General features: G+C 68.3%; 8 protein-coding genes and 1 pseudogene. 5 read left to right on the top strand and 4 right to left on the bottom strand.

Translation table 11 applies throughout. The features are described from left to right. The 5 genes and pseudogenes from F790_RS14890 to F790_RS14900 form a co-directional block, all read left to right on the top strand. Positions 1–495 (top strand): annotated as a pseudogene (locus F790_RS14890) (type VI secretion system tip protein VgrG); the annotation flags it as partial. Then, complete coding sequence (locus F790_RS0113100; protein WP_019591968.1) at positions 492–1289, top strand: DUF4123 domain-containing protein; 798 nt, start codon at positions 492–494, stop codon at positions 1287–1289. The pseudogene F790_RS14890 and the gene F790_RS0113100, both read left to right, overlap by 4 nt. A 45-nt stretch (positions 1290–1334) precedes the next feature. After that, positions 1335–4946 carry a toxin VasX gene (locus tag F790_RS14895; RefSeq protein ID WP_019591969.1) on the top strand — a complete coding sequence of 1204 codons (3612 nt, stop codon included), beginning with the start codon at positions 1335–1337 and terminating at the stop codon, positions 4944–4946. Next, positions 4943–5977 (top strand): hypothetical protein, encoded by a 1035-nt coding sequence (locus F790_RS0113110; protein WP_019591970.1) that lies wholly within the window; start codon positions 4943–4945, stop codon positions 5975–5977. The genes F790_RS14895 and F790_RS0113110 overlap by 4 nt, the downstream gene beginning before the upstream one ends. Before the next feature lie 25 nt (positions 5978–6002). Next, positions 6003–6665 (top strand): hypothetical protein, encoded by a 663-nt coding sequence (locus F790_RS14900; protein ID WP_038036871.1) that lies wholly within the window; start codon positions 6003–6005, stop codon positions 6663–6665. Here F790_RS14900 and F790_RS14410 read toward each other — a convergent pair. The 4 genes from F790_RS14410 to tssM all read right to left on the bottom strand — a co-directional run bounded on the left by F790_RS14410 (position 6622) and on the right by tssM (position 12105). Beyond that, positions 6622–6918 (bottom strand): PAAR domain-containing protein, encoded by a 297-nt coding sequence (locus F790_RS14410; RefSeq protein ID WP_026332979.1) that lies wholly within the window; start codon positions 6916–6918, stop codon positions 6622–6624. The two genes, F790_RS14900 and F790_RS14410, sit on opposite strands and share 44 nt — an antisense overlap. Before the next feature lie 126 nt (positions 6919–7044). Beyond that, positions 7045–7563 (bottom strand): Hcp family type VI secretion system effector, encoded by a 519-nt coding sequence (locus F790_RS0113125; protein WP_018870968.1) that lies wholly within the window; start codon positions 7561–7563, stop codon positions 7045–7047. 320 nt (positions 7564–7883) lie between these two features. Further along, positions 7884–8474 (bottom strand): GNAT family N-acetyltransferase, encoded by a 591-nt coding sequence (locus F790_RS0113130; protein ID WP_019591972.1) that lies wholly within the window; start codon positions 8472–8474, stop codon positions 7884–7886. Next, positions 8458–12105, bottom strand: a complete 3648-nt coding sequence (tssM, locus tag F790_RS0113135) for a type VI secretion system membrane subunit TssM (protein ID WP_019591973.1) — start codon at positions 12103–12105, stop codon at positions 8458–8460. The genes F790_RS0113130 and tssM overlap by 17 nt, the downstream gene beginning before the upstream one ends. Positions 12106–12123: the final 18 nt, after the last annotated feature.

Consider the following 12123-nt stretch of genomic DNA (forward strand, 5'->3'; position numbering starts at 1 on the left):
GAACACCTCACCGTCCAGGGCGAACGCCGCGAACACACCGCCGCCGACCAGCACCTCACCGTCGACGGCACCCTGCACCAGCGCTTCGGCACCGCCCAGCTCGTCGAGGCCGGACGGGAGATCCACCACGCCGCCGGCACGAAGATCGTCCTCGACGCCGGCGCCGAGATCACCCTCGAAGCCGGCGGCAGCTTCATCAAGATCGACCCCTCGGGCGTCACCGTCAGTGGCCCGACGGTCCGCCTCAACTCCGGCGGCAGCCCGGGCTCCGGCAGCGCCCAGCAGGCGCAGATCCCCGAACTGCCCGGGCACGTACTCCCGGGAACAGCCGACGGGGTCGCGGAAAGCGGACCCGATGCCTTGCTCGCCCATCGGCTCGACCAGGCCAGCAGGGAACATCAACCGCTGGTGGAACCCTGCCCCGAACCGGCCGAAGGAGAACCGTGTCCGCTGGGGGATGATTGCCCCTGCGACCGGCAAGGGGACAAGACATGAGCGAGCGGGTGCAGGCATCCGGGCTCTCCGGGGTATGGGCGGCGCAAAAGGAACACGCGGCCTGGCTGGTACTCGATCAGGCGCCGAGCACGCTCCGGCGCGTGTACGAGCTTGACGATGCGCCCGAGGTGGACTGGCTGTTCCGCGAGACACGCTACGCAGCGCTGGAGGATCGCAGCCCGCTCCTTGTACGGAGCCGCCCGGATACACCCCTGTGGCAGGCGTTCGCCGAGGCCCGTGGTGAACCGCCCATGGCGGGTATTCTTCTGCGCACCACCACCAGCCCCGACGACCTGGTGGCCCACCTTCGGCATCGGCTCGAGGTGGCCATCGGACCGAACCGTCGGGCGCTGCTGCGGTTCCAGGACCCATGGGTCGCCTCGGCGCTGTTCGCCGACGAGTCCGGCGCGGCCCAGTGGCTGGGGCCAATCGACGGCGTCTTCTGGTTTGGCGGCACCTTCGCCCAGCGGGCGGCGACGGGTCCCGTCTGGCATGGGCTGACCCTGACACCCGACGCGGCGGGTGAGCCGGCCGGGGCGGAGACTCCCCCCGTACCACTGACGCCCGCGCAACACTCCGCCCTGCAAACCCTCGCCGAACAACAGGCCCTCTGGCGCGAGACCGGCCAGCACGTGGCACTCGATCCCAGCGAGCCGGCCGATGCCGGGGCCTTCCTCCGGGCGCTGGACGAGGCCGGGCGCCTCGCCATCCCGGAGAACCAGCGGGTACACCACCTGGTCCGGCAGCTTGCGCGGCCGGCGGCACCGTCGCCGGACCCGCACCCGCCCGCCTGACCCGGTCACGGAAGACCACTCCAGCCCTTCGGAGACACCACACGGATGAGCCAGGGAACACCGAACAACATCGCCTGCGAAGGCAGCAAGCTTTTCATCCAGGTCATGGGCCGGGAACACCCGGACGGCCAGCGCCTCGAGATCGTCGACAGCCGCACCCGGGATCCCATCGACGCCTTTGGCGAGGCGGACACGGAATCCCTCGAGGACCCGGTCAGCGAACTGTACCAGTGGTGCTGGCCGGAGGATCGCCGGCAGGAACGGGTCGATGCACAGCTGGTGATCGAGCGCGAGGACGGCGGCGACATGCACGTGCCGCTGCTCGAACAGCTCTTCCACACCAGCCGCCGCATGAGGCTCCAGGAGAACATCATTCAGCCCGTGCTTCCCATGGCACTGTGGAACGAGCTCGGGCGCGACCAGCGGCACGCCCTGCCGCTCCGGGCCGGGTTTCTCTACATCTTCCTCGGCGGCCGGCTCTGGCGCGAGCTGGAAGTCGGCCCCGATGACGAAGCCGGGCACCTGCGGCTCCGCGACATCGATCTGGCCGATCACCGCGACAACGACGGGAACTGGCAGGACGACCGGCGCCCCGCCGCCGGGGTCGCGCTGGAGGAACTCTGGCTCCCACGCCAGGCCAGCGGCCGCCGGCTTCCCCGGGAGCTGCGCATGGCCTTCTCCGAGGTGCAGTGGAGCGCCGCGCGTCTGCGGCACCTCGAGGCGGACGACACCGCACGCAGCCGGCGCTGTCGCCAGGTGGGGTTTTCGCAGTCCCGGTGGCCCTCTCCCGGCAGCCTGTACCCCCTGGAGGACGCCACGCCCATGGGGCCGCGCATCCCGCTCGCCGAGACCCGGACTGCCCAGCCGCAAGTACTCCTCCGGGAACTCGAGGGCAAGGCCATGCAACGACTGCACGAGCGGGCCGCCCGCGAGGCCGACGAACTGGACGACCCCGCCGAAGCGGGCGAGGCGGTGCATGAAGGCACAGCCGCCCCGGTGCCCTACGCCGACGAGAGTGACACGCTGTACCTGCAGGCCGCCGCCCGGCTGCAGGTAACACACGAGCGCCTGGCCGAGAGCGACCCCGAGATCGAGCCCCCGGACGCCCTTCTGTGGGAAGGCTTCGAGCCGGTCGACGACAGCCTCGAGCCGGCCCGCGAACGCGACATACCGGGCCTGGTCCTGCCGGACCCACTGTTCGACCTGCGCCACGCGCTCTCCGGCTGTCGCAGCAGCCTTGAATACCTGCGGCGCATCCATGCCCGCGCCGCCGGGGAGCCCTTCTTCGAGTGCGCGGCCCTGGTCAACCAGGCCATCCTGCCGAGCGAACACGCCGGGGGCGAACCCAACCCCCTGCACGGATTCGCCGATCGCGCCGACCTCGCCCCGGATGGCGAGCTGCACCGCGTCCTGCGCACCCGGCAGCGCCGCCTTGCCCGCGAACAGCTGGCCACCTTCCAGACACGTCTGCACGCGCAGCTGCTCGAACCGGACAGTGTCGCCGCCCTCGCCGACCTGTTCAGCCTTGAGGGGTCCGACTACCTCGGCGCCTACGCCCTGGCCGCGGACCTGCTCGAGGCCCTGCGCGAAGCCCCGGAACAGGCCGACCCGCTGCACACTACTCCCGCAGACTCCGGGCTCCACTCCCCGCGCCGGTCCGTGATCGACCTGCTGCGCGGCCCGGGTGCACTGCACGCCATGCTGTTCCCCGACGAGGACGCATCACCGCTGGACCAGCCCCTGGTCCTGCCCGAAGACGAACTTAACCCCGGCAACGGCCATGTCCGACTCCGCGCCCTCGCCCGCCTGGCCGATGCCGCGCCGCCGGAAGAGGCCGACGACGTCCAGCTCCCGGAAACCGCCATGCTCGCCGCGTTCGCCAGGACCGAGGAGTTCCCCCTCAGCCGCGAACTCAAGCGCTGGGCCGGGGCCGTCGACCTGGTCATCGGCCGCATCGCCGAACACGCCGCGTTGCTCGCCGAGCAGGGCGCCGCCGGGGCCATGGCACTGCCCATGGCCCGGCTGGCCCGCGCCGCCCTGCCGAACGAGCTGGGCGGGGTGGTCGCCACCGAACGCGGCCGCGTGGGATCGGGGCAGGTGCTGCTCGGCGTACGCGACCCCGGCGGCGACCTCGTCAACGGCCTGACCGACGCCGAACGCAAGGCCACCCGGGACGGCCCCCGGGCCGCCGCCCGTCATGCCTTCGAGGGCGCCGTACGCGAGGCCTCCGGCCGCGTGCTGCCCCCCGAGCACACCCGGCGCCTCACCGACGCCGCCGAAAAGGCCGGCCAGATGCACCTGGCGGTGCTGGTCGCCGATCGCGACTCCAACGCCGCACGCCTGGCACGCCGCGTCCGCGCACAGGCCAGCGTCGCCGACGCCGCCGACACCCTGCGCCTGCCCTACCTGATCATGGCCATCGAGGCGTTCAATCTGTATCAAGAACGCCGTCACCAACAGGCGCGACTCGATGCAGGCACAAACCGATGGGCAGTATTTAGCGCCATGTTCGACCTCGCCGTCGCCTCGGCCAAGGCCGTCGAGTTCCACGGCGAGCGCCACAACCGCCTGCAGCAACTGCGCGCCGAGGTCATCAGCCGGCACCTGCCGTTCGGTGACCTCCTGAAACGCTCGCAGATCACGGTCCTGCAAGACCTTGGCTCTCAGCTTCGCGGCACCCTCACGGTGGTCAACTTCTTCGGCTTCGTCGGTGGCGTCGCCAGCGCCGCGCTGCTCGGCCGCGATGCCCTTACCCGGTTCGATCAGGGCAATACCGCCCCCGGGACCGCGCTCGCCCTCGCGGCCGCCAGTACCCTGGTGGTCGCCGGGTCCGTGCTGGTCAAGACCAGCCCCCTGTGGCTCGGCCTCGGCCCCGTGGGCTGGATCGCCCTCGGCATCGCGCTGGCCGCCACCCTCGCCGCCACCCTGTTCTCCGATACCGAGATCGAACAGTGGCTGGCCCTCGGCCCCTTCGGCCCCCGCAACACCGACGCGCAGCCCTGGAGCCACGACCCGCAGGCCGCCTACGAACGCCTCGTCACCCTGCTCGCCAACATCCGCATCCGTGTCGAACCCGTGTCCGAGGTCACGGCGCAGTCCCTGCTGCGCCACTCCGCCGCGCATCCGCCCGCCCTCGACCCGGACTCGGCGGGGCCGCTCGTGCCAGCGCGCTTCGATGACGATGCCGACCGCGCCAACCGCCGCGTGACCGTGCGCAGCAACCTCCCCGGCCTGGCGCCCGACTGGGAGCCGGTCGCGGCCTTCCGCCTGAGCACCCGCACCCGAAGCGCGGAAGCAACCAACGACGGGCCGGTCAAGGCCCCGGAAAACGGGGTCGGGCAACCCCTGACACCCCGATTCCAGCGCTACCTGCCCGACGGGCGCGAGTACTATTTCTGGATCGATCGCTCGCTGCCCGACATCGAGCGCAGGGGCGGGCACTACCACATCCACAGACAGACGATCACGGTCCGCGTTCAGTGGCGCCGGAACACCGAAAACGACGACCTGCCGCGCGTCCTGCCCGCGCCAGGCCCCACCGAACCCCGGCCGGACGACCTGCTCACGCCCGACTTCGAACGGACCGGACAGCCCGGGTGGGCCGACGAACGGACCTACCCGGCCGACGACGGCAAAGACGACCGCGAGACCGCATGAACAACCTCGATCCCATCACCTACGCGGACACCGCCTACACCGCCGAACAGGCCCACTGGCCCCGCCCCGAGCCCGACCAGCGCTCGCGGCGGTTCCGCATGACCGCCGCCAGCGGACAGCAACTCCCCCGCCGGTGCCCCACCGTCGACCTGTTCCCCTTGCAGGACCTGCAGAAGTTGCCGCCACGGCAACTGCGCGAAAACGAGGAGAACACCCGGGACCAGCCCGCGAACAACACCTCCCCGCGCCCCCGCGAACGTCCCGGCTTCCCCATCCGCTGGGACGAGGAGTGCCTGCGGTACACCTCCCTCTCCCGACTCAACTTCATCGTCGGGATCATCCGCCTCACCGGATGGGCCGGCGTCGTCGGCATGTTCCCGATCAGCATCCTGTCCTCCCTTCTGCTGATTCAGACCGATCACAGTGCAGGACGGGGCGACAGCTTCTCATCACTGGCCACATCGTTCTATTACTGGGAAATCCCCTTCTGGATCGCGGTCGTCTCCCCCGTGCTCTGGGGCGGCGCCAACCTGATCTACCGCCTGTTCCCCTCCGTCGGCGGCCTCCAGCGCGGCCCTCAGTGGGAGCTCAACCGCCGCACCGGCAACGTCATCGTCTACGACAACCCGAGACGCCGCAAAACCGCCTGGAAGATCCTGCACGGACGCCCGTTCCGCGAGTTCGACTGCCATCTGCAGAGCACCCCCAGCCACCAGGGACTGCCCCAGTACAGCCTCAGCCTCGTCCACTACAGCCGGGACATCCACGTCCCCATCGCCGGCATGTTCGGGGCCACCGGCCACGTCGACCAGCGCGCCACCTGGGACATGATCCAGCGCTTCATGGACACCTCCCAACCCCTGCCCGACACCCCCATGTGGGAAAAGTTTCGCCCGCTTGACCCCACCACCCTCGAGCACGACCGCCAGACCGGCCGGCCCCCGCGCTACTGGCGCGACATGGACGACGAAACCTTCAGCCAGGTCCTCCTCGAACACCAGGACCGACTCAACCTGCACTACCGCCGCTGAGCCCGCACCGTTGAAACCGTTGAACATGCAACTCGCACTCGCCCCAATGCCGGCAACGGGCCACATCCGTGTCGAGGCCGTGTCCGAGGTCACGACGCACTCCCTGCTGCGCCACTCCGCCGCGCACCCGCCCGCCCTCGAGCCGGACTCGGCGGGGCCGCTCGTGCCGGCGCGCTTCGATGACGATGCCGACCGCGCCAACCGCCGCGTGACCGCGCGCAGCAACCTCCCCGGCCTGGCGCCCGACTGGGAACCGGTCGCGGCCTTCCGGCTGAGCACCCGCACCCGAAGCGTCGAGCAGGCCAACGATGCACCCGTCGGAGCGCCGGAGGAGTCCATCGGGCAACTCCTGACACCCCGCTTCCAGCGCTACCTGCCCGACGGGCGCGAATACTACTTCTGGATCGATCGCTCGCTGCCCGACATCGAACACAGGGGCGGCCACTACCACATCCGCAGGCAAGAGCTCGTCGTCCGCGTGCAGTGGCGCCGGAACACCGAAAACGACGACCTGCCGCGCGTGCTGCCCGCGCCAGGCCCCACCGAACCCCGGCCGGACGACCTGCTCACGCCCGACTTCGAACGGACCGGACAGCCCGGGTGGGCCGACGAACGGACCTATCCGGCCGACGGTGGTGGGACTGTCAGGATCCGCTCACAACGCCACTGCCGCCCCCACCCACCATGACGCCACCACAGGACACCGGGTGGCCCGTCAGAGCGACAGGGCGGCCATCCACCAGCACCGTAGAACCGCCCGGATCAATGTTGCGGGTGTGGGTGGACTTGCCGGATTTCTTGTGCGGGGCCAGCGGGTCGCCCTCGCGCGCAACCGGGCGTCCGTTGACGAAGACCGAGGGACTGCCCGAGATCACGGGCGTTGGCGGGTAGCCGTCATGCCCGGTATCCAGGTCTCCCACGACCATGATCGTTTTGGACATGGTTCCTTCTCCCTTGTATTGGCTATCCAGACTGCATAGCCCCCGGCACCACGAGAGTCCATCGGCGGCCATGACAGCGTTTGATTCGAGGGTCGAGGCCGCCCGTCCGGGCGGCCTCGATCCGGATCAGGACTCCTCGGGCGAACGCCAGTCGTCGGTACCGGAGGTACCGGCCACTGTGTGCTCCCAGTCGACCTTGCGATAGGCCAGGCTGACGTTCACGAGCTGGGTGAACTCGGCCTTGGATGCGTCCTGCGCGTGCGGCATGCTGAGATCGATGTCCACGATGGTGGCGTCGGTCAGCGTGGTGGTGAAGAAATGCTCCTGCTTGCCGTCCGTGGAGGTGCGGTACCAGCGCAGGTCCACGGACGGCAGGGATTCACCCGCTGCCAGGGCGTTGTAGAGCAGCGGCACGGCCTTGTTCAGGGCGACGGTGACGATCAGCGGCTTGTGCGCGCGCTGACCGGAGGGCTGACCGGATTGCGGATCGGTCGGGACAGTCACCACGTGCTTGACCTCCTGGACAAGCATTTCGTCCTCGTGCCCTTCCACATAGATGTTGCCGACCGAATCGGGGGTGAACGCGCCAGCGGTGATGTTGCCCTGGGTTTGTCCCTGGATGCTGATGTAGCAAGGTGTTGGCATTGTCAGTTCCTTGTGACGTTGGTTGGTGAATGTCCCGGAGGACACCAAACGAAAAGCAGCTTCCGTGCCAATGCTGCCCCGTTCTTTGTGCGGCCTGAAAAACAATAAGTTGTCGCCCCAGTCAACCGAGTCTCCCCTCCCGTGGGCGAAGTCTTGCCCGGCATGGCGAGCAGGATGTTGCCTGCGGGCAACTTGTTACCCGGGCGCCGCACGGCCCCGGACCGTCCGCCCCGCCCCTTGCGCACCGAGGGACGGGGACGGAAACGGCAACAGGTGGAAGCCGGCCGTGCAGCCTGATGCCCCCGACCGGGACAAACCCGTCAGGGTCCCCAGTAGGCCGGTGCTTCGTAATGCATTACGTCCTTTGCATCCGTCCCCGGGCGCTCGAAGCCGGCACCTTCCAGACAACGGGCCGCTGCTTCGCAGACGACAGGCAGACGCGCGACACAGGGTTCCCCCCGAAAGGCCTCCCGGGTCTTTCTTAACAACCGACGGCCATAACCCCGCCCCCGCCACTGCTCGGGCACGCCGAAGAACCGTAGCTGCCACGCCGCTTCCGGTTGCGGCCGGCAGGCGAGCACGAACCCCAGCGGCTCGGTCGGGCGTGGGCACAGGCTCATCAGGCGCCCATCCCAGTGTTCGACCCCCTCATCGGCAACCTGCAGCCAAACGCCACTCTGGACCAGATGCTCCAACGCACGCCGAAACGTTGCGAGCTGTTGCTCTTCACGCAGCACCCAGGGAGAACAGCCTTGGTAATCGGCAAGCCGAACGGTCTCCAGAAACGCGTCCAGCATTTCCGCGGGCACGGGGCGCAGGCCCAACCCGGCCGCAGTGTCCCCGGCAGCCGCCGCGGGCGTTGCATCGCCCTGGCCACGACGCCGGAACCACCCCTCAACGCGTTTCAGCATTCCGGCTTCCCCCGTCGTGGTAAAGCGCTGTCGGCAAGTCGTAGTTCCGTGTCAGAGGCCGGGTGAAGGGGTTCCGGGAGCCCTTGGCGGTGAGCTCGTAGGTCATGTGCCCCCCATCAACGCCGAAGCGAAGTTTCAGCTCCCTTTCCCCGGCGGAGACGATCTCGGCGTGGTCCACCAGACGGAACCATGCCCATGCCCCGCGGAACGACACACTGCGTGGCGAGCGGTTGACCTGTCCCGGTACCAGGGTGATCCGGCTTTCGTTGGTATCGCGAAGGTTGTTGGGCCAGATCATGCGAACCCCTTCCGGCGCACCGTGGCGGTATTCCAGGAGTTGTCCGTCAACGTTGAGAATGCTTCGCCGCTTGTCGCTGCTCAGTGTTACGGGCTCTACAGTGAATTCCACGTCCAGGAGGCCATCACGACCGAAATAGGCTTCGCGAATCCATTGGGCCTGCTCGACCGACCGCAGCACGGCGGGGTTCAGCAGCGAAGCGCCATCCGCATCCTCGAGCAGTTCCGGCCCCTCGTCGATGAACGGCTGCAGCTTGTCCTGGAAGAAACCATCGATCACCCCGCCTTCCGCAAAGAATGCCTCGAAGTCCTCGAGTGCCGCCTCGCGGTCGGCCTCCGGATCGAGGGGATAACGTCCCGCCAGACCGCTCTCGAAAGGGGCCACCACTTCGTCCAGCCATTGCCGCTCGAGATAACGAATCGCCTCGGCGGTGATCAGCTGCCAGCTCTGTTGCGCCAGGTCGTCAAGGAATCGATCAACGGGGGCCGGCAGATCCCCCGCCAGACGCTCGACCGCCTCCACCGGGTCACCGCTCGACAGCAACAGACGGTCGCGTGCGTGCCGGAAGGCCGTACGCCCGGGCTCGCTGGACTGCTCGATCGCCCGAAGGTGATCCCGCAGCTCTGCCACCGCGGCCATCGCGCTTTCCAGGTCACTCGGGTCGTCCTCGTCGGCGCGGCCGACGGCGTGCAGGGCCTCGAAATGCCGGGCAACCTCGCCGGCCAGCTGGTAACGCGGCGAAGTCTTGAGCGCCTCGCGGGCGGCTTCGTCGTCCACCGGCAGGCGCGGGTAGAGATCGGTATGGCGCCCCGCCTCGAGCAACAGCCGATCCAGAGGACGACTCGCCCCCAATAGTGCATCCATCACCACAACGGCGTGGGACACATGCTCGAAATCGACCAGCCGGATGTTGTCCAGGGCCTGACGCCAGGTGACATGGTAATCGGCCACGTAGCGCTCGCGAAGCGCGTCGCGGAGCCGCTCCTCATCCCGGTCGCTGAAGGCGATATCGTCACGTCGGCCCAGAACCCACAGGTCCACCAGCGCCAGTTCGGTGGCCTCCTCGATGTCCTCCAGAAATACTTCCTCGAAGCCCTGCCGGGTCAGCAGCCCGGGGAGCCGAATGCTGGAGACGTCGCCATCCCGCGCCCGAAAGACCGTACTCCACCCGGGTCCGACCCGACGGTCGAGACGCAGTGCCCCGTCGCCACGGGCCTCGCCCTGCTTGCGCAGCAGGGAATAGACCCGTTCGTCAAGCGGCTGACGCGCGAGCACCTGCTGGGCCTCCCGAATACTGCCCTCCACCGGCTCCATCGCCGCCTGCGCACGGGGGTTGCCCTGCGACCACTCCGAGAGGAGATCCGTATGGGCCATGGCGTAATCCATGTGGGCCAGCAGCCGGCGCTGCAGCTCACCCTGGTTGGGGAACTGTCTCTGCCAGCGATCCGCCATGTAGGCATGCACGCGCTCCGGCTGGCGGCCGCTGGCATCGGAGATCATCCGGAGAATCCGCAATCGGGTGAGCTGTTCGTTGCTGCCGGGCGCCGCGGTGTTCATCTCGTCCGCAATACCGATCATCACCGCGGGCAGGAAGTGGTACTGCAACATGTCCAGATAGGCCTGATCGACCATCCGGCCCACGGTATACCCCTGATACAGGCCCATATCCGCCACGGCCGGCCAGCGCTGTCGATAGTCACCGAAAACCGCAGTCGCATCGCGCATCCGGTCCAGCAGATCAACCATGCTTTGCCCGGTGGGGTCGTCACGCTGCATCACCGAGGGCTGTACGTCCATTAGCCCATGGGCCTTGGCTTCCACCGCCTGCAGGGCAAGGGCGTTCTTCTGGTAGAAATGACCCCAGCCCAGCACCAGCGCCAGACCGCCGCCCAGGCACAGCGCAATCGTTGCCCGGTGCACCGTACGACGCTTCGCGACAGCATCGGCCGTTTCTCCGACCAACCCCGCCTCGGGAAACACCACGCGCTGGAGAAGCTGTTCGGAAAAATACGCGACCGAGCGCGCCGCCCTGTATGCCGGACGCGCTTCGCCCTTCATGCGATAACGCGCGCTTGCCGTTTCCGCAAAGGGGTCCACCGGCACGCCCTGTTGATACACGGACGTGAAATACACTCCGCGTACCTGCGGTTCCGTGGCGTATCGTCGGGCGCTGAGTGCTTCCTGGAGGGTCTCGCGCAGCACCTCGCCCAGCCCCGCCAGCTGGCGGGAGAAACGGAACACCGCCTCCCGTTCGGAACGGTCCCGCGACTCCGCCAGCCAGTTCAAAAGCCTTCGGTCGATGCGCTGGACCATCCCTTCGTACTCTTTGGCGAAGGCCTGCTCCCAGTGATCGGGCTGGTCCGCGACTCCGGGCTCGAAGGAGAAGCCCAGTGGCTCGCTGCGGGCATCCCGGCCGTAATGACGGAAGAATTCGTCAAACCCGAAAAGACCGTCCATCTTGGTCAGGACCACGTAGACCGGCACCCGGCTCCGATAGCGGGTTGTCAGATCCTGCAAGCGTCCGCGGACCATCTCGGCCTGTTGACGGCGCTTTGAAGGGTTGGCCGACGCCAGCCACGAAAGATCCAGCACCAGCAGGACCCCGTCCAGGGGGCGCCGGGGCCGCTGGACCCGGATCCAGTCAACCAGGTTGGACCAGAGCCCTTGGGACACCGCGTCCATCGCGTTTTCATCCCTTCCGGAATCGTGTTCGAGCAGGCCCTCTCCAGGCTCGACCAGCACCGCCTGATCACTCACCCACCAGTCCACACGCCGACCGCTGCCTTCATCCTCCTCCGGCTGCAGCACCGTCCGGGTCAGCGCGAAACGCAATCCCGACCGATTGATCAGGCTGGTCTTTCCGCTGTCGTCCGGGCCCAGCACCATGTACCAGGGGAGAGAATACATGGCCCGGCGGCGCCGCCCGAGGTGTCCGCGCAGCTGTTCAAGCCAGCGGGCCAGGCCCTGGGTCTGGTACTCCACCGCAAGGGCTACCGGGTCGGGCTGGTCAGCCTGTCTGCGTTCCTCGTCAACCGCCTTCAAACGGGCGGCCAGACGCACACCCCATATCACGAGCACCGTTGCGACCACGGCCAGAATCACCGCGAGCCGGTTCGGCCAGGGTGCCAGCGGGTGGCTGTCGCCCACCTGCCAGGCCGGCCCCCATATCCAGATCACGGCCAGCACTGCAGCCAGCATCGCCACGAGCAACCAGAACCAGAGCTTGCCGGAGCCGCCCCCCTGACCCGCCGCCTTCCCGGCCCCACCGATGGCGGACGGCTTGAAGATGCTCCGTGCGAAGCGGGAGATGCCTTTCCTTGCGTGATTCCACATGTGTGCTTCCTGCGTGTT

The organism is Thioalkalivibrio sp. ALE20 (assembly GCF_000381405.1).
GTDB lineage: Bacteria > Pseudomonadota > Gammaproteobacteria > Ectothiorhodospirales > Ectothiorhodospiraceae > Thioalkalivibrio.

What these genes read in the sequence shown, in the direction of transcription:
- F790_RS0113130 (WP_019591972.1), bottom strand. Translation starts at nt 8,474, where the DNA reads ATGCTGAAACGCGTTGAGGGGTGGTTCCGGCGTCGTGGCCAGGGCGAT.
- F790_RS0113100 (WP_019591968.1), top strand. Translation starts at nt 492, where the DNA reads ATGAGCGAGCGGGTGCAGGCATCCGGGCTCTCCGGGGTATGGGCGGCG.
- F790_RS0113125 (WP_018870968.1), bottom strand. Translation starts at nt 7,563, where the DNA reads ATGCCAACACCTTGCTACATCAGCATCCAGGGACAAACCCAGGGCAAC.
- F790_RS14410 (WP_026332979.1), bottom strand. Translation starts at nt 6,918, where the DNA reads ATGTCCAAAACGATCATGGTCGTGGGAGACCTGGATACCGGGCATGAC.
- F790_RS0113110 (WP_019591970.1), top strand. Translation starts at nt 4,943, where the DNA reads ATGAACAACCTCGATCCCATCACCTACGCGGACACCGCCTACACCGCC.
- F790_RS14900 (WP_038036871.1), top strand. Translation starts at nt 6,003, where the DNA reads ATGCAACTCGCACTCGCCCCAATGCCGGCAACGGGCCACATCCGTGTC.
- tssM (WP_019591973.1), bottom strand. Translation starts at nt 12,105, where the DNA reads ATGTGGAATCACGCAAGGAAAGGCATCTCCCGCTTCGCACGGAGCATC.
- F790_RS14895 (WP_019591969.1), top strand. Translation starts at nt 1,335, where the DNA reads ATGAGCCAGGGAACACCGAACAACATCGCCTGCGAAGGCAGCAAGCTT.